This window comes from Streptomyces sp. TLI_146, from assembly GCF_002846415.1.
Taxonomy (GTDB): domain Bacteria; phylum Actinomycetota; class Actinomycetes; order Streptomycetales; family Streptomycetaceae; genus Streptomyces.
The window spans coordinates 5647470-5664431 of record NZ_PJMX01000001.1 but is presented as its reverse complement, the minus strand read 5'-3'; the positions used below and the strand labels follow the sequence as shown (position 1 = coordinate 5664431).

At 72.2% G+C, this 16962-nt stretch carries 14 protein-coding genes; 6 read left to right on the top strand and 8 right to left on the bottom strand.

Features of this window, described 5'->3' with window-relative positions:
- Window positions 1-146: 146 nt before the first annotated feature.
- Window positions 147-1811, top strand: a complete 1665-nt coding sequence (locus BX283_RS25470) for an amidohydrolase family protein (RefSeq protein ID WP_101392569.1) — start codon at window positions 147-149, stop codon at window positions 1809-1811.
- On the opposite strand, the gene BX283_RS25465 is transcribed toward BX283_RS25470, so the two are convergent.
- Window positions 1778-3655: an alkyl sulfatase dimerization domain-containing protein gene (locus tag BX283_RS25465; protein ID WP_101389813.1), complete on the bottom strand. Its 1878-nt coding sequence runs from the start codon at window positions 3653-3655 to the stop codon at window positions 1778-1780. The genes BX283_RS25470 and BX283_RS25465 overlap by 34 nt on opposite strands.
- Before the next feature lie 451 nt (window positions 3656-4106).
- Between BX283_RS25465 and BX283_RS25460 the strand changes: the two genes are divergently transcribed.
- Window positions 4107-5318, top strand: coding sequence for a pyridoxal phosphate-dependent aminotransferase (locus tag BX283_RS25460; protein WP_101389812.1), 1212 nt, complete (start codon window positions 4107-4109; stop codon window positions 5316-5318).
- An 87-nt stretch (window positions 5319-5405) separates the two neighbouring features.
- Window positions 5406-5777 (top strand): hypothetical protein, encoded by a 372-nt coding sequence (locus BX283_RS25455; protein WP_101389811.1) that lies wholly within the window; start codon window positions 5406-5408, stop codon window positions 5775-5777.
- A gap of 321 nt (window positions 5778-6098) precedes the next feature.
- Here BX283_RS25455 and BX283_RS25450 read toward each other — a convergent pair whose 3' ends face one another.
- The 7 genes from BX283_RS25450 to BX283_RS25420 form a co-directional block, all read right to left on the bottom strand.
- Window positions 6099-7235, bottom strand: a complete 1137-nt coding sequence (locus BX283_RS25450) for a hypothetical protein (protein ID WP_101389810.1) — start codon at window positions 7233-7235, stop codon at window positions 6099-6101.
- Window positions 7232-7996, bottom strand: a complete 765-nt coding sequence (locus BX283_RS25445) for a PP2C family serine/threonine-protein phosphatase (RefSeq protein ID WP_306822820.1) — start codon at window positions 7994-7996, stop codon at window positions 7232-7234. Before BX283_RS25445 ends, BX283_RS25450 begins: the two co-directional genes overlap by 4 nt.
- Before the next feature lie 37 nt (window positions 7997-8033).
- On the bottom strand, window positions 8034-8798 hold the full coding sequence (locus BX283_RS25440) for a VWA domain-containing protein (protein WP_101389808.1): 765 nt from the start codon (window positions 8796-8798) through the stop codon (window positions 8034-8036).
- Window positions 8799-8835: 37 nt separating this feature from the next.
- Window positions 8836-9834, bottom strand: coding sequence for a hypothetical protein (locus BX283_RS25435; protein WP_101389807.1), 999 nt, complete (start codon window positions 9832-9834; stop codon window positions 8836-8838).
- Window positions 9835-9941: 107 nt separating this feature from the next.
- Window positions 9942-10400 carry a hypothetical protein gene (locus BX283_RS25430; protein WP_257583812.1) on the bottom strand — a complete coding sequence of 153 codons (459 nt, stop codon included), beginning with the start codon at window positions 10398-10400 and terminating at the stop codon, window positions 9942-9944.
- On the bottom strand, window positions 10387-11382 hold the full coding sequence (locus BX283_RS25425; RefSeq protein WP_306822819.1) for a serine/threonine-protein kinase: 996 nt from the start codon (window positions 11380-11382) through the stop codon (window positions 10387-10389). The genes BX283_RS25430 and BX283_RS25425 overlap by 14 nt, the downstream gene beginning before the upstream one ends.
- A 221-nt stretch (window positions 11383-11603) precedes the next feature.
- Entirely contained in the window at window positions 11604-13439 is a 1836-nt protein-coding gene (locus BX283_RS25420; RefSeq protein ID WP_101389805.1) for a phosphoenolpyruvate carboxykinase (GTP), read from the bottom strand.
- A 271-nt stretch (window positions 13440-13710) separates the two neighbouring features.
- Between BX283_RS25420 and BX283_RS25415 the strand changes: the two genes are divergently transcribed.
- From BX283_RS25415 to BX283_RS25405, 3 genes are read left to right on the top strand one after another with little or no spacing between them, the layout of a single operon-like run.
- Window positions 13711-14391: a hemolysin III family protein gene (locus tag BX283_RS25415; RefSeq protein WP_180357248.1), complete on the top strand. Its 681-nt coding sequence runs from the start codon at window positions 13711-13713 to the stop codon at window positions 14389-14391.
- A 58-nt stretch (window positions 14392-14449) separates the two neighbouring features.
- Window positions 14450-16000, top strand: a complete 1551-nt coding sequence (locus tag BX283_RS25410) for an MFS transporter (RefSeq protein ID WP_101389804.1) — start codon at window positions 14450-14452, stop codon at window positions 15998-16000.
- Window positions 16001-16010: 10 nt separating this feature from the next.
- Window positions 16011-16649: a TetR/AcrR family transcriptional regulator gene (locus tag BX283_RS25405; RefSeq protein ID WP_180357247.1), complete on the top strand. Its 639-nt coding sequence runs from the start codon at window positions 16011-16013 to the stop codon at window positions 16647-16649.
- Window positions 16650-16962 lie beyond the last annotated feature (313 nt).

The following is a 16962-nucleotide window of genomic DNA, read 5'->3' as shown; positions in this document are numbered from 1 at the left end:
CTGACCACCTAGGGGCGCAGGGAACTGCGCGAGCAATCGGCGACGGCCGGCAGACGAACGACAGCCCTCGGAGAGTTTCGGGAAGGGGCGGGGTGGGGGAATCGCCCGCGACATCAGCCACCGCGAACGGAAACCGAACCATGAACCTGGACCTCGTCATCCGCGACACCCTCGTCATGGACGGCACCGGCGCCCCCGGCCACCGCGCGGACGTCGGCATCAAAGACGGCCGCATCACCGCGATCCACCCCGAGCACACCCCGCGCCTCACCGGCACCCGCACGCTCGACGCCCACGGCCTGGCCCTCGCCCCCGGCTTCATCGACATGCACGCCCACTCCGACCTGGCCCTCCTCCGCGACCCGGACCACAGCGCCAAGGCCGCCCAGGGCGTCACCCTGGAAGTCCTGGGCCAGGACGGCCTCTCGTACGCGCCCGTCGACGACCGCACCCTCGCCGAGGTCCGCAGGGCGATCACCGGCTGGAACGGCGACGGCTCGGACCTCGACCTCGACTGGCGCACGGTCGGCGACTACCTCGACCGCCTCGACCACGGCTTCGACGGGCAGGGCATCGCGGTCAACGCCGCCTATCTGATCCCCCAGGGCACGGTCCGGATGTACGCGATGGGCTGGGAGGACCGCGAGGCCACCCGCCAAGAGCTGGACCGTATGCGGCAGTTGGTGGCCGAGGGCCTGGAGCAGGGCGCGGTCGGGATGTCGTCCGGGCTGACCTACACCCCGGGCATGTACGCCCCGGACGCCGAGCTCACCGAGCTCTGCGAGGTCGTCGCCCGGTACGGCGGCTACTACTGCCCCCACCACCGCTCGTACGGCGCGGGCGCCCTGCGCGCCTACGAGGAGATGGTCGAGCTCACCCGCGCGGCCGGCTGCGCGCTGCACCTGGCCCACGCCACGATGAACTTCGGCGTGAACGAGGGAAGGGCACCCGAGCTCCTCGCCCTCCTCGACCGGGCGCTCGCCACCGGTTCGGACATCACGCTCGACACCTATCCGTACACCCCGGGCTGTACGACGCTCGCCGCGATGCTGCCGAGCTGGGCGGGCGAGGGCGGACCGGAGACGGTTCTCGCCCGGCTGCGGGACGAGGCGACGGCCGAGCGGATCCGGCACGCCATGGAGGTGGTGGGGTCGGACGGCTGCCACGGGGTGCCGATCGACTGGGAGACGATCGAGATCTCGGGGGTGGGCGAGGCGGGGCTCGCGTCCTTCGTGGGCCGTACGGTCGCCGAGTCGGCGCGGGCGCGCGGCGAGGCGCCCTGGACGACCGCCCGCCGCCTCCTGATCGACGACGGCCTCGGCTCGACGATCCTCCAGCACGTGGGCCACGAGGAGAACGTCCGGGCGATCATGCGCCACCGCGTCCACACCGGCGGCAGCGACGGCATCCTCCAGGGCGCCAAGCCCCACCCGCGCGCCTACGGCACGTTCCCCCACTACCTGGGCCACTACGCCCGCGACCTGGGCGTCCTTCCCCTGGAGGAGATGGTCGCGCATCTGACCTCGCGCCCGGCGGCCCGGCTGCGGCTCCCGGACCGGGGCCTGATCAGGGAGGGCTACCGCGCGGACGTCGTCCTCTTCGACCCGGAGACGGTCGCGGCGGGCTCGACGTTCGAGCACCCCCGCACCCTGCCCACCGGCATCCCGTACGTCCTGATCGACGGCAGGTTCGTCATCGAGGACGGACGGCGCACGGACGTACTGGCGGGGCGGGCGGTCCGCAGAACGCCCACCCCGCCGACGCGCTACCCCTTGGCTCAGTTCACGGCCGGGACCGCCGGGCGCAGGTAGCCGAAGACCGTGTCGGCCGCGGTCCGGTCGTCGATGCGGACGCGGCCCGCGCGTACCGCCGCGTCGAAGTTGGCGGCGAAGTCCGGGCCCGGGGCGAGGAGTTGGTCCAGGGTGTCGCGCGTCAGCGTGATCGTGGCCTGGGGTTTGTCGACGCCCGGGGGCATGGTGTCGCCGCGGGTGTCGGTGTAGACGAGGACGCCGTCGCGCAGCACGGTGACGCCCGACTGGCCGGTGTTGGTGAAGTGCCACAACAGGACGACCGGGTGGCGCAGTTCGGCGGCCCGGGGGCCGTCCAGGCGGGCGGCCACGGCGGCGAAGTACTGGGCGGGGTTGGCGTAGCGCACCAGGTCGGCGACGACCGGGCGGGAGCCGGGCGGCCGCGGGCCCGGGCGCAGGTCGCGGGCGGCCGTGAGATAGGCGTTGCGCAGCGGGCCGTACTCGGCGAGGTAGCCGAGCTGGGTCAGGGCCAGGGCCTGGAGCGAGGTCGCGGCCTCCAGGACTGGCGCCGACACGGTCGCCCGGTCGCAGGCGGCGGCCACGACGTGGTCGAGGAGCTCGACGACACGCCCGTACCGGGGTGCCTCGGCGTCGTACTCCTCGCGCGCGGCGGCGAGCACCGCCTCGGCGCCGCCGAGGGCCACCACGTACCGCCGGGCGGTGGCGGCGGAGGCCGGGGTCGCGGCGACGGCGTCGGTGGCGGCGACGAACTCGTGGCCGAGCAGACGCAGCCAGGTCTGGCGGGCGGCCTGGGTGACGGTGCCGACGTAGCCGGGGGCGTAGAACGGCTGGTTCGAGGGCTGGCTCTGGCGCCGGACCCAGGCGTCCCGCCGCGCGGCGAGCCGGGCGGAGACGGACTTGTCGCCCCAGCCGGGCCACTCGTACGCCCCGGCCACGATCTCCGCGATCCCGCCGAAGGCCCTCAGCGTCTCGTCGAGGTGGCGGGCGCGTACGTCGCCGAGGCCGCCGAGCAGGCCGGGGGCGGTGAGGTAGAGGACCTTGCGGTCGGGGAGGTAGACGTTCATCTCGGCCGGTGACTGGAGGCCCGCGGCGGGCTGGAGGACGAGGCGGACGCCGTCGGCCTCGACCTCGCCGGAAAGCTGGTGGGTCGGCGCGACGAGAGTGGCCTCGCCCGCCGAGACGGTGAGACCGGGCCCGCTGTCGATCAGGCCGTACGGGCCTGCTTCCAGCCGGGTGCCGTACGTGTGGTCGACCAGGCACGCCGTGGCCAGGCCCTCCACGACGTGGCGGCGCACGGCGTCGTCGAGGAAGCCGTCGGGCGCGTACACGTCGAGGTCGTCGGGGACGGTGTCCCCCCGGTCGGCGAAGAGGCCGCGCGAGCCGCCGAAGTGGTCGACGCAGCTCGCGGTGTAGACGATCGCTTTCACCGGGCGGCGGTCGTCGGTGGTGGCGCGGTAGAGGCGCAGGGCGTACTGGGCGGTCTCGTACGAGCCGAGGGGGTCGATGACGATCAGGCCGGTGCGGCCCTCGACGACCGTCATGTTGGCCAGGTCGTAGCCGCGGATCTGGTAGACGCCGCCGGCTTCGGCGCGGGTGACGAGGTACAGGCCCGCCATGGCGTTCATACGGCCCTGGCGCCAGACGCGGGCGTTGACGGACGGCGGGATCTCGTCGGCGTCCCGCAGGAAGTCGAACCGCCCGAAGCTCCAGGCGTCTCCGTTGCCGTCCTTGGCGGGGATCACGGATACGTCCGGGGGCGCGAGCAGCCCCTGCGAGGCGTTGCGGAAGTCCGACCCGTCGGACGGGACGCCCTGCGCGGCGGGCCGGTTGCTGCGGACGACGAACGGGGTCGGCTCGACGGGCTCTCGCTGCTTGCCGTTGGTCATGGTGCCTCCTCGGGGGTCCGTGGGGCGGGAACGTAGCCCTGCGGGGGGCGGGCGGGAAGGGCGGGGGTGTCGGCCTTGGCCGACATTGTCTGATGGCCCGGGGTTCGTCCGCGGGCCGTCCCCAACTGGTCGCGCAGTTCCCCGCGCCCCTTAAATGCGCCCCTCCGGGGCGCCCGGGGGATTGCCGCGCAGCGGCATTTTCAGGGGCGCGGGGAACTGCGCGACCAGCCCGCCACCGGGCCGCGGACGAACCCCGGGCACCACGCCGTGTCGCATCTCACCCGGCCCGGACGCGCCGCCCCAATCCAAGCCCCCACCCCGCCCCCGCCCGGTAATCCCACGGCCCCGCCCCCCGCCCCGCATTCCGATGGAAGCCGGCGCTCCGCCCGCCACCGCACCCGGGGCCGCAAACACCGCGCGTCCCCCGAAACGCCCCCGTAAGGTGACCGTCATGCAGGTGATCCAGTCGACCAAGCTCGCCAATGTCTGTTACGAGATCCGCGGCCCGGTTCTCGAAGAAGCCATGCGGCTGGAGGCGGCAGGTCACCGCATCCTCAAGCTCAACACCGGCAACCCCGCCGCGTTCGGCTTCGAGTGCCCGCCGGAGATCCTGGAGGACATGCTCCGCAACCTCTCCGGGGCGCACGGGTACGGCGACGCCAAGGGCCTGCTCTCCGCGCGCCGCGCGGTCATGCAGCACTACCAGACCAAGGGCATCGACCTCGACGTCGAGGACATCTACCTCGGCAACGGCGTGTCCGAGCTGATCCAGATGTCGATGCAGGCGCTGCTCGACGACGGCGACGAGGTGCTGGTCCCGGCCCCGGACTACCCCCTGTGGACCGCCTCCGTCTCGCTCGCCGGCGGCACCGCCGTGCACTACCGCTGCGACGAGCAGTCCGACTGGATGCCGGACCTCGCCGACATCGAGCGCAAGATCACCGACCGCACCAAGGCGATCGTGATCATCAACCCGAACAACCCGACGGGCGCGGTGTACGACGAGGAGATGCTCCGGTCGCTGACCGAGATCGCCCGCCGCCACAACCTGATCGTCTGCTCGGACGAGATCTACGACCGGATCCTGTACGACGGCGCCACCCACACGCCGACGGCCGTCGTCGCCCCGGACCTGATGGTCCTGACCTTCAACGGCCTGTCCAAGAACTACCGCGTCGCCGGGTACCGCTCCGGCTGGCTCGCGGTCTGCGGCCCGAAGGCGCACGCCTCCTCGTACATCGAGGGCCTCACCATCCTCGCCAACATGCGGCTGTGCGCGAACATGCCGTCGCAGTACGCCGTGGCCACCGCGCTCGGCGGGCGCCAGTCCATCGAGGACCTGGTGCTGCCGGGCGGGCGCCTCCTGGAGCAGCGCGACACGGCGTACGACCTGCTCACCCAGATCCCGGGCGTCACCTGCGTGAAGCCGAAGGGCGCGCTGTATCTCTTCCCGCGTCTTGACCCGGCGGTCTACAAGGTCAAGGACGACCGCCAGATGGTCCTCGACCTGCTGCGGGCCGAGAAGATCATGGTCGTGCACGGCACCGGCTTCAACTGGCCCGAGCCCGACCACTTCCGCATCGTGACGCTTCCCTCGGCGCAGGACCTGGCGGGGGCCGTGACACGGATCGGCAGCTTCCTGGACGGCTACAGCCAGATGTAGCGCGCGCTGCTGGCATCAACTCAACTTTAGACAGAATCTAAGATAGGATGGTCTCCTGCGACGCTGGACGTTGAAGGAGGCCATCCCATGTACGAACCGATCCGGACGAAGTCGGTGCACAGCACGATGGCCTCCGACATGCGCGTTCCGCACCGCTCCCGTGAGGAGGAGCTGGACATCCAGCTCGCCGGGCATCTGGCGGCGCTGCTCGCGGTGACCGACGAGCTGGGTCTCGTCTCGGCCGGGGACGCGATAGCGCGGCAGATCGCGCGGCTGCGGGGCGGGATGCCGCCGGTGCGCCACGCGGGGCTGCGCGGCGACGCCCCGGCCTCGCTGCACGGCCGCGCGCACGCGCTGGCGGGCCGCGCCCTGGTGGTCGCCGCGTCGCGCGCGGACACTGCGGCGGCGATCCTGGCGGCGGAGCGGATGGACGCGCACGCGCTGGCGCTGGCCCCCTGATCGGCCCCGGTCCGCGCGCCGCGGAGGTCCGCGGACCGGGAGCCATCCCTTGTGCCCGGAGTTCGTCTGCGGGTTGTCTGTGGCTGGTCGCGCAGTTCCCCGCGCCCCTTAATAGCCCGGAGTTCGTCTACAGGCCGTCCCCAACTGGTCGCGCAGTTCCCCGCGCCCCTATAAGGCTCGGCTTCGCCATCGCACTCGCCCATACCCCCTAGGGGCGCGGGGAACTGCGCGAGCAACCCAGCACGGTCCGCAGACGACAACGCACCCATTAAGGGGCGCGGGGAACTGCGCGCTCAGCCCGCCACCGGGGCGCGCCTGGTGTCAGAGCGACAGGATCACGATCAGGAGCACCAGCAGCGCCAACCCGATCAGCAACGCCGTCCCCGTCCGGGCGGGCTGCGGGGGCGCCGGGGCCGGGCCCAGGTTGAAGACGTCGTGGCCCGTCACCGACGCCCGGCCGCACCACGGACACCCGGACAAGTGCGAGCCGTACGTGTGCATCGGGCGGTCCGGGCACACCCGTACCAGCGCGCGCTCCCGGTCCAGCGCCCGCAGCCAGTCCTCCGCCGACGGGCGGGCCGCGGGGTCCAGGACGCCGGGGCCGAACGCCGCCCGGGACAGGCCGAGCAGCTCGGGCGGGAGCACGGACGGGTCCACGGTCCCGCGCGGCACCACGACCCGCTCCGGCCGCACCACGTACGAGATGCTCGCCGCGATGTTGTCCTGGACCGTCGACTCCGGCGCGCTGTCGTGCGGGACGCCGCCGAAGGGGTGGTTCCCGGCCGTCAGCAGCTGGTAGACCAGCACCGCCAGCGCGAAGTCGTCGCTCGCGCGGGTCGCCGGTCCCCCCGCCAGCCGCTCCGGCGCCGAGTAGTCCGTCGTGTGCATCAGACAGGGGAACAGCTCCCCCGTGACCGCGTCGGTGAAGGCGATGGAGTCGCAGTCCAGGAACGTGATGAAGCCGTTCGCGTCGACCACCACGTTGCTGCTGGAGAAGTCCCCGATGACCAGGCCCTCGTGGTGCATCCGGGCCGTCATGAACGCGAGGTTCCAGGCGACGCCCAGCAGGAACCGCCAGTCGGCCCGCTGGTGGAAGAGCCGGATGCGCTGGGCGCGGGTGAACAGGCCCACCAGCTGGACGTGTTCGGGCTCCCCGAACCGCTGCATCGCGTACCCCAGGAACGCGCCCCCCGGCGCCCGCGCGGGCGCGGTCGGCCAGGCGAGTTCGGGCCGCTGGGAGCGGTCGGTGGGGCGCCCGCCGAGCGGGGACATCGTGAGCATCCGGGTCAGCCGGCGCTCCTGCTCGGGGCCGGGCGGGTCCCGGTAGAGCTTGACGACGACCCGGTCGTCGCCCTCGACGGGGTAGACGGCCGCCTGGCCGCCGCCCTTGAGCGGCTCGGCGGCGAGCACCACCGGCACCCCGCCCAGGAGCACGGTCCGCCCGCTCGGCGCGCTCATGCGCCCCCTCCCGTACGTACCGCCCGCAAAAGCGTCTTGTCGTCCCCGTTGAGCGCGGTCAGCCGGTCGGACCTCAGCAGCGCGGCCAGCCGGTCGTCCTCGTCGCCGGACTCCACCGCCTCCGTGTCCAGGGAGCGCAGCACGGCCGCCGCGAAGGACTCGTTGGGCGCCTGCGGGGCGCCCCCCGACCAGGACAGCGCGGCCTGGGCCAGGCCGTCGGTGGAGAGCAGGACACCGTCGACGCCGTCGTCCCGTACGCAGTCGGTCCGCACCCAGCGGGCGGCGTCCGGGGTGCTGAGGAACACCGTCTCGTTGCTGTACTCGCTCACGGCGGCGGGCTGCGGCAGCAGATGGAACTGCCGCTCGCCGTCCTCGGTCCCGGCCCGCAGCACCACGAAGCCGTCCCCGACGCTGGCGTGCCCCAGCCAGCCGGGGGCGAGCACCACCACGGTGAGCGTGGTCGCGTGGTCGGCCGCCGCCTCGCCCGTACGGTCGAGGAAGTCGTCCACGACCCGCTGGAAGCTCCGGCGCAGCAGCCGGTTCGCGGCCGCCCCGTCGGTCCGCGCGGCGGGCAGCCGGCCGAAGTGCTCGACGGCCAGACGGACCGCGAGCAGTGAGCCCTCGCCGGAGCGCGGCCTGCTGCCCGCGCCGTCGGCGACCGCGAGGACCGTGACGGGCCCGTCCGTCGCGCACCGCCAGGCGTCCTGGCAGGCGACGCCGTCCCTGCGGTGCCGGTAGCCCTCCACGCTCAGACCGTGCACCCGCCAACTCCCGTGCTCCCGCGCCCCCATGGCCCGCTCAGGCTTCCCAGGCCGGGCGCTGCGTCTTGAACTGGCTGAAGATCTTCTCGAAGACCTCGTCGCCCGCGCCCTTGGTCTCGGCGTTGGCACTCGCCGACATCATCTGGAGCAGCTGGCGGAACGGGAAGCCCTGGAGCCGGGCGTTGAACTTCGGCGCGTACGCCTGGAGCACCTGCTCGGCCAGGTCGGTGAGCCCGCCGACCCCGATCGCGTACAGCCGGAAGCGCCGTGCGGCCTGCTCCTCGGCGAGCACCGGGATCAGCCGCTGCCAGGTGCGGCTGATGTGGCCGGTGCCGTCGGTCGGCAGCCCGTCGGTGACCAGGCAGATCTGCGGCCGGTAGTACTGCAGGCCCTGGGAGCGCAGCTCGGCCTTGCGGGCGGTGACCACATGCATGGCGAGCTCCAGGGCCTCGGTCATCAGGGTCACCCCGGAGGCGGCGAGGCGCGGCGGCTCGAACATGTGGGCGGCGACGAACGGGCCGACCGGGGAGCCCGGTTCGAGCGGCTGCGCGCCGCGCCAGGCGGTGACGCCCTGGCCGCCGAAGGTGATGACGGCGACCTCGACGCTGTAGCTGAGGCTGACGTCGTCGTGGAGCTCACGGGTCCATTCGCTCAGGGCCGTGTTGAGCGCGTCGATGGGCGGGCCCGCCATCGAGCTGGAGGTGTCGAGGCACAGCACCAGCGGCAGCCGTTGGGCGTTGTTCTCGAACTCGATGTCGGCGTACTCCGCCGGAAGTGTCCTGGGTGGCTGCTGCCTGCGCATCTGGTCTCTCCCCGTTCCCGGTACTTCGTCCTACGGGTCAACTGCCGTGCTGGGCACGGTCGATGACGGTTCTCGCGTCCTGGGCACACGCGTGGGCGTACAGGATCCCGGCGTCCTTGCCCCGGCCCTCGCTCACCTCGACGGAGCTGCCGGGGGCGGGCGCGGGCTCCCCCGGCTCGGCCCAGACCGCCCGGCGCAGACACTGGTCGAGCTCCACGTATCCCTGCGGGTGCAGCGCGGTGCGTACGACGGCGACGCGGCCGGGACTGCTCGGCCTGCGCACGTCGCGGCCCGGCGCCGCGCGGTGCCTGCCGGGGGGCTCGGCCGCCCTCGCCGTGCTCTTGGCCGCCGTACGGGCGGGGTGTGCGGCGGGTGCGGCGAACGCGAGGCGCGGGCCCCGCGAGCGGCGTACGGCGAAGACCAGCGCGGTCACCAGGAGCAGCAGCAGGGCGGCGACGCCGAGGGCCGGGACCAGCAGCGAGGAGCCGCCGACGGAGCCGCCGACGCTGTCGGCGTTGAGGTCGAGGTCGGCGGCCAGCTTCGCGTCCACGAGCTTGCCGCCGCTCACGGTCGCGCCCTTGCCCTTCTCCTGCGCGACGAGCTCGCACAGGTTGCCCTCGCAGGCGCCCGCCTCGCGCAGGGCGGTCACGGTCTTGTCGTCGAGCCGGGTGATCTCGGCCTTCTTGTCGACGAGCCGGTCCCCGGCGAGGACGAGCAGCAGGGTGCCGCCCGCTCCGGTGGGGTGCCCGGCCGGGACCATGACGACGAGCGGGCCGCGGCCGAACACGGCCTCGCGCTCCTTGAGTTTCAGGTCGGCGGTCTTCCCGTCGAGCTCCAGCGGCCGGTGCAGGGTGACGACGGCCGCGTCCTGGGTGCCGACGCGCCCGGCCCAGCACTCCAGCCGCTCGGCCAGCTTGCCCGTGCAGGACCCTTCGTCGGCGGCGGCCGGAACGGCCGGTGCCAGCAGGGCCAGGGCCAGCAGCCCGGCCCACATCCACGGCCCGCGCGCGGCGCGCGGCCAACGGAGCTGCCCCATGTGCGAAAACCTCCCCGCCCCCCGGAAAAGCACATCGCAAATATGACGCCACCGGCCGTCGTCCGTAAGGGTTTTGGCCATTCCCGGAGGATTCCCCGTAATCCCGCCTACAACTGGAACACCTGGTGACACCGGACGAACATCTGCCTCGACTGTTCCACCCAGTCCCCGGCCAGGGAATCGAATTCGGGCTGGTTCATCCGGCAGTTGAGCGGCAGCGTGCACACCCCGGCGATACAGGGCCGCGGCCCCCGTACGTCCCACACCGACAGCATCGGGACCAGCTGTTCGGTGTTCCACGCGTTGGCCGCGGCGGCGGCCGTCGCCAGTTGGTCGCCGCGCAGGAACCGGCCGTCGGTCATGAACGCGACCAGCAGTTTGGTGGTGGTCATGAACCGGACGGTGACCGCCCTTCCGGCGTCCGCGAGGTCGAAGCGGAGCGAGACGGAGACCGTGTCCTCCTCGCAGCGCAGATGGCGCCCGGCCGCCCAGCCGTGGACCAGCGACCGCCACTGGACGCCCAGGTCTCTCCCGTCGCCGCCCGGCGTCCCCTCAGAGTGCCGCACGGCCCACCGCCTCGATCACCATGGCGTCGCTGAGCCCCGCGTCGAGCAGCGTCTGGGCGTGCAGCAGCAGACAGGACGGCAGCGACGCCTTGGCCCCGGACGCCTGGCGGCCCTGCAGCTCGCCGGTGCGCACCCGGATGCGCCGGGCCACCGTGGGCGGCGGCCAGGTGAGCGCCCGCGCGGCGCCCGCGTCCGGGCCGATCAGCCCCTGGAGCAGCGCGTCAAGGGTCGGCCGGTCCTCGGGCCGCTTGGCCAGGCACGCGGCGACCAGGTCCACCAACTCCCCGGGTACGTCGTCGAGTTCGGGCTCGGCGTGCACCACCCGGTAGGCCACCCCGGCGCCGTGCCGGAACGGCGCGTACCCCGCGACGGCGTAGACCAGGACCCCGCCGAGCGAGAACACGTCGCTGGCGGGCCCGGCGTGGGCGCCGGTCATCTGCTCGGGCGACATGTACGGCGGCGTCCCCATCAGCTGCCCGGCCCGGGTCAGCCCGGTCGCCCCGGCCACCGCCGAGATGCCGAAGTCGATCACGCGCGGCCCGTCGGAGGCGAGCAGCACGTTCGACGGCTTGAGGTCGCGGTGGACCACTCCGGCGCCGTGGATCGCCTGGAGCGCCTCCACCAGCCCGGCCCCGAGGCGCCGTGCCTGCCCCCCGGTGAGCGGCCCGTCCGCGCCGACCGCCTCCGACAGGGAGGGACCGGGCACGTACGCCGTGGCCAGCCAGGGCAGTTCGGCGTCCGGGTCGGCGTCGACGACCGCCGCCGTGAACGCCCCGCCGACCAGCCGCGCGGCGGCCACCTCGCGGGCGAAGCGCCGCCGGAACTCCTCGTCGGCGGCGAGTTCGGGCCGTACGACCTTGACCGCGACGGCCCGGCCCGCGGGCGAGCGTCCCAGATACACCCACCCCATCCCGCCGGACCCCAGCCGCCCGACTATGCGGTACGGCCCCACCCGCAGCGGATCACTCACCGGTGTGCGCACGCTCCGCGCCCCCTCACTGGCCCAACGCGCTCCGGGTCCGAGTGTCCCGCGAACACCCGCTCCCGGCAGCCGCCCTGGCGAAAAACCACCCCGGGAAAACGATCCGGCCCCCGGAGCCGTGAGGGGGCTCCGGGGGCCGATCATGTCGTGGCGGACCGTCGTGACCCCACTGGTCAGGGCGGTGTTTCGGGGCAGCCCGCCACGAGTCTCGGGCGGGCGGGTCAGCCCAGGCGGGCGACCAGCGAGCGGTACTCGTCCCACAGCTCCTTGGGCGTGTGGTCGCCGAAGGTGTTGAGGTGCTCGGGGATCAGCGCCGCCTCCTCGCGCCAGACCTCGGTGTCGACCTTGAGCAGGAACTCCAGGTCCGCCTCGGGCAGGTCGAGGCCCTCGGTGTCCAGGGACTCCTTGGTGGGCAGGATGCCGATCGGCGTCTCGACGCCCTCGGCCTTGCCCTCCAGGCGCTCCACGATCCACTTCAGGACACGGCTGTTCTCGCCGAAGCCGGGCCACACGAACTTGCCCGCGTCGTTCTTGCGGAACCAGTTCACGTAGTAGATCTTGGGCAGCTTGGCGGCGTCCCCCTTTGCGACGGCGTGTGCACCGACCTTGACCCAGTGGGCCATGTAGTCGCCCATGTTGTAGCCGCAGAACGGGAGCATCGCGAACGGGTCGCGGCGCAGCTCGCCGACCTTGCCCTCGGCGGCGGCGGTCTTCTCGGAGGCGACGTTCGCACCGAGGAAGACGCCGTGGTTCCAGTCGAAGGACTCGGTCACCAGCGGTACGGCGGAGGCGCGGCGGCCGCCGAAGAGGATCGCGGAGATCGGGACGCCCTTGGGGTCCTCCCACTCGGGGGCGATCGTCGGGCACTGGCCGGCCGGGACGGTGAAGCGGGCGTTGGGGTGGGCGGCCGGGGTCTCGGACTCGGGCGTCCAGGCGTTGCCCTTCCAGTCGGTGAGGTGCGCGGGCGCCTCCTCCGTCATGCCCTCCCACCACACGTCGCCGTCCTCGGTGAGCGCGACGTTGGTGAAGACCGAGTTGCCCCACAGCGTCTTCATCGCGTTGGCGTTGGTGTGCTCACCGGTGCCGGGCGCGACGCCGAAGAAACCGGCCTCGGGGTTGATCGCGTACAGCCGGCCGTCTTCGCCGAACCGCATCCACGCGATGTCGTCGCCGATGGTCTCGACGGTCCAGCCGGAGATCGTCGGCTCCAGCATGGCGAGGTTGGTCTTGCCGCAGGCGCTCGGGAACGCGGCGGCCACGTACTTCGACTCGCCCTGCGGCGGGGTCAGCTTGAGGATGAGCATGTGCTCGGCGAGCCAGCCCTCGTCGCGCGCCATGACGGAGGCGATGCGCAGCGCGTAGCACTTCTTGCCGAGCAGCGCGTTGCCGCCGTAGCCCGAGCCGTACGACCAGATCTCGCGGGTCTCGGGGAAGTGCGAGATGTACTTGGTGGAGTTGCAGGGCCACGGCACGTCGGCCTCGCCCGCCTCCAGCGGGGCGCCCAGGGTGTGGACGGCCTTGACGAAGAAGCCGTCGGTGCCGAGCTCGTCGAGGACCGGCTGTCCCATGCGGGTCATCGTGCGCATGGAGACCGCGACGTAGGCGGAGTCGGTGATCTCGACGCCGATCGCGGAGAGGTCCGAGCCGAGCGGGCCCATGCAGAAGGGCACGACGTACATGGTGCGGCCGCGCATCGAGCCCCGGAAGATCCCCTTCTCACCCGCGAAGATCTCTTTCATCTCCGCCGGAGCCTTCCAGTGGTTGGTCGGCCCCGCGTCCTCCTCCTTCTCGGAGCAGATGAAGGTGCGGTCCTCGACCCGTGCGACATCGGTCGGGTCGGACGCGGCGTAGTACGAGTTCGGGCGCTTGATCGGGTCGAGCTTCTTGAACGTGCCCTTGGCGACGAGCTCCTCGCAGAGGCGCTCGTACTCGGCCTCGGAACCGTCGCACCAGACCACCCTGTCCGGCTGCGTGATGGCTGCGATCTCGTCTACCCAGGAGACCAGCTCCTGGTGGTTCGTCGGGACAGAGGTGGGAGCCGCGATGTCGCGCGCCACGATCGCTCCTTGTTGAGGGTTCGGTATCCCCTTGTGGGGGAATTTCGTTCGTTGCCCCGTGGGGGCTGCGACCCGGACGCTTCTTCTGGTACCTGGCGCTCATCCGGTGCCGACCGCACTCATCTGATCATCCGTGCCAATCGCCCATATGTCCAGGGGCACTCTCACGTGAGCATCGCCACTCGCCACTCCTTGTTCATCCGCGGTGCACCCGGCCGGGGCATACGGTTACGGGCCGCCCCTATCCGTAACTTACGGAGGCGTAGGTAGCATGCGGGACATGACTGATCAGGTGACGGCCCTCGCGCCGACCAGGCCCCTGAAGCCCAAACTGCGCGGCTGGCTGCATGCCGGGATGTTTCCGGCAGTGGTCGTCTCGGGCATCGTGCTGACCGCGCTCGCCCACTCGACCCGCGGCCGGATCGCCTGCGGGATCTACGTCCTGACCGCCTGTCTGCTCTTCGGCGTCAGCGCCCTCTACCACCGGGGCGACTGGGGCCCGCGCGGCGAGGCGATCCTGCGCCGGCTGGACCACGCCAACATCTTCCTGATCATCGCGGGCACCTACACCCCGCTCACCCTGCTGCTGCTCCCGGACTCGACCGGCCGGGTGCTGCTCTGGGCGGTGTGGGCGGCGGCGCTCGCCGGGATCGCCTTCCGGGTCTTCTGGGTCGGCGCGCCGCGCTGGCTCTACACCCCCTGCTACATAGCCATGGGCTGGGCGGCGGTCTTCTTCCTGCCCGACTTCATGCGCACCGGCGGCATCGCGGTCCTCGTCCTGGTCATCGTCGGCGGACTGCTCTACAGCGCGGGCGGCGTGATCTACGGCATCAAGCGCCCCAACCCCTCTCCCCGCTGGTTCGGCTTCCACGAGGTCTTCCACTCCCTGACGCTCGCCGCGTTCGTCGTCCACTACGTCGGCATCTCCCTGGTCGCCTACCAGCATTCTTGACGCCGACCCTCTTTTGAGAGTTACTGTCACTTGACGGTAACTCTTACGGAGGTGTGCCATGACGCAGTCAGGTCCCGATCCACGGCGCTGGTGGGCGCTGGGGGCGATGGTCGCGAGCATGCTGGTGCTCGGCTTCGACATGACGATCCTCAACGTCGCGCTGCCGACGATGGCCCAGCAGCTCGGCGCCACCACCGGGCAGCAGCAGTGGATGGCCGACGCCTACGTCGTGGTCTTCGCCGCCCTGATGCTCCCCGCCGGACTCCTCGGCGACCGCTTCGGCCGCCGCCGGATGCTCATCACCGGCCTCGGGATCTTCCTGGCGGGCTCGCTCGTCGGCGCGCTCACCACCAGCGTCGGGGCGGTCATCGCGGCCCGCGCGGTCATGGGGATAGGAGCGGCGTTCGTGATGCCGCTCGCCCTGGCCGTACTGCCCTCGCTCTTTCCCGCCGAGGAGCGCACCAAGGCCGTCTCGATCGTCACCGCCTCCTCCGCGCTCGGCCTGCCGCTCGGCCCGATCATCGGCGGCTTCCTGCTCAACCACTTCTGGTGGGGCTCGGTCTTCCTGATCAACGTCCCGATGGTCGCGATCGGCATCGCCGCCTGCGCCTTCCTGCTCCCGGAGACCAGCGACCCGGCCTCGCCGCGCGTCGACGCCCTCTCCACCGCGCTCACCGCCGCCGGTCTGGGCTCGCTCATCTACGGGATCATCGAGGCGCCGACGCGCGGCTGGGGCGACGCGCTGGTGGTCGCGACGCTCGTCGGCGGCGCGGCGCTGATCGCCGCCCTGGTCGTACGGGAGCGGCGGGTGCCGCGTCCGATGCTCGACCTGAAGCTGCTCGCCCACCGGCCGTTCCTGCTGAACACGCTGGCGGCCACGCTGGTGATGTTCATCCTGGCCGGGCTGATGTTCGTGCTGCCGCAGTACCTCCAGGCGGTGCTCGGCAACGACGCCTTCGGCACCGGGCTGCGGATGCTGCCGCTGATGGGCGGGCTGATGATCGCGGCCAAGGCGGGCGAGCCGCTGGTGCGGCGGTTCGGGGCGCGCGGAACGATCAGCGCGGGCCTGGTCGTGCTCGCCTTCTCGGCCTTCCTCGGCAGCCGTACGACGGTGGAGAGCGGCTACGGCTTCACCGCGCTGTGGCTGTCGCTGACCGGGCTCGGCTTCGGCTTCGCGATGGTGCCCGCGATGACGGCCGCGCTCGCCACGCTGCCGCCGGCGCGCGCGGGCAGCGGGTCCGGGCTGCTGATGACCGTACGTCAGGTGGGCAGCGCGGTCGGGATCGCGCTGCTCGGCTCGCTGCTCGCCGGGGTGTTCACGGACCGGCTCGACACGGCCGGGCTGCCGGGGGCCGCGGCGGACCGGGCCGGGGACTCGGTGGTGGCCGCGCACCTGGTCGCGGCGAAGCTGGGCGACTCCCGGCTCGCCGCTTCGGCCGATTCCGCGTACGTCCACGGCATGGACACGGTGCTGCTCGTGTGCGGGGTGGCGGCGCTGGTCACCGCGCTGCTCGCGGCGGCGCTGCTGCCGGGGCGGGAGGAGCCGGAACCGGCCGCGCGTGAGGCGGCGGGTACGCCCGTTGCTGCCGTGGACGCCATGGATGCCTGAGAATGTCGACATGTCCGCCACGCCACGCCCCCGGTCCCTCGACTCCCTAGCCGAGGACATGCAGCCGCAGCTCGGGCTGCGCGAACGCAAGAAGCTCAAGACGCGCGTCGCGATCCGGCGCGCGACGTACCGGCTGATCGCCGAGCAGGGGTACGACGCGACGACGGTCGAGCAGATCGCGGAGGCTGCGGAGGTGTCGCCGTCGACGGTGTTCCGCTACTTCCCCACGAAGGAGGACATCGTCCTCACGGACGAGTTCGACCCGGTCATAGTCGCCGCGCTGCGGGCGCGTCCGGCGGGCGAACCGTTTCTGGAGTCCGTACGCCACGTCCTGGTCGAGGCGACCCGCCTGATCCTGGCGCACGACCAGGAGGAGACGATCCAGCGGACGACGCTCCTGGTCCAGGTCCCGGCGCTGCGCGCCCGCATGATGCAGTCGATGGCGACCAGCAGCCGCAACCTGTGCCAGGTGATCGCGGAACGCACGGGCCGGGACGAGGGCGAACTGGAGGTCCGGTCCTACGCGATGGCGATCCTGGGAGCGGTCTACGAGGCATCGCTGTACTGGGCGGAACGAGACCACAAGGACGACTTGGCGGAATTGGTGGAACGGTCACTGTCGGCGGTACGGGACGGGTTGCGGGCCTGAATTCGTCTGCGGGTGGGTGGCGGGCTGGTCGCGCAGTTCCCCGCGCCCCTACAGGGGCGCCCCGAAGGGGCGCATTCAGGGGCGCGGGGAACTGCGCGAGCAACCGACCACGACCCGCAGACAAACACGGGCCCGATAAGGGGCGCGGGGAACTGCGCGAGCAACCGACCACGACCCGCAGACAAACACGGGCCCGATAAGGGGCGCGGGGAACTGCGCGACCAGCCGACCACCGGCCCGCAGACAAACACCGGCCCGATAAGGAGCGCGGGGAACTGCGCGACCAGCCGACCACCGGCCCGCGGACGAACGA

Excerpts from the sequence above, each read along its gene's own strand:
- BX283_RS25410 (WP_101389804.1), top strand. The coding sequence starts at position 14,450 with ATGACGCAGTCAGGTCCCGATCCACGGCGCTGGTGGGCGCTGGGGGCG.
- BX283_RS25415 (WP_180357248.1), top strand. The coding sequence starts at position 13,711 with ATGCGGGACATGACTGATCAGGTGACGGCCCTCGCGCCGACCAGGCCC.
- BX283_RS25455 (WP_101389811.1), top strand. The coding sequence starts at position 5,406 with ATGTACGAACCGATCCGGACGAAGTCGGTGCACAGCACGATGGCCTCC.
- BX283_RS25450 (WP_101389810.1), bottom strand. The coding sequence starts at position 7,235 with ATGAGCGCGCCGAGCGGGCGGACCGTGCTCCTGGGCGGGGTGCCGGTG.
- BX283_RS25440 (WP_101389808.1), bottom strand. The coding sequence starts at position 8,798 with ATGCGCAGGCAGCAGCCACCCAGGACACTTCCGGCGGAGTACGCCGAC.
- BX283_RS25405 (WP_180357247.1), top strand. The coding sequence starts at position 16,011 with ATGTCCGCCACGCCACGCCCCCGGTCCCTCGACTCCCTAGCCGAGGAC.
- BX283_RS25465 (WP_101389813.1), bottom strand. The coding sequence starts at position 3,655 with ATGACCAACGGCAAGCAGCGAGAGCCCGTCGAGCCGACCCCGTTCGTC.
- BX283_RS25435 (WP_101389807.1), bottom strand. The coding sequence starts at position 9,834 with ATGGGGCAGCTCCGTTGGCCGCGCGCCGCGCGCGGGCCGTGGATGTGG.
- BX283_RS25460 (WP_101389812.1), top strand. The coding sequence starts at position 4,107 with ATGCAGGTGATCCAGTCGACCAAGCTCGCCAATGTCTGTTACGAGATC.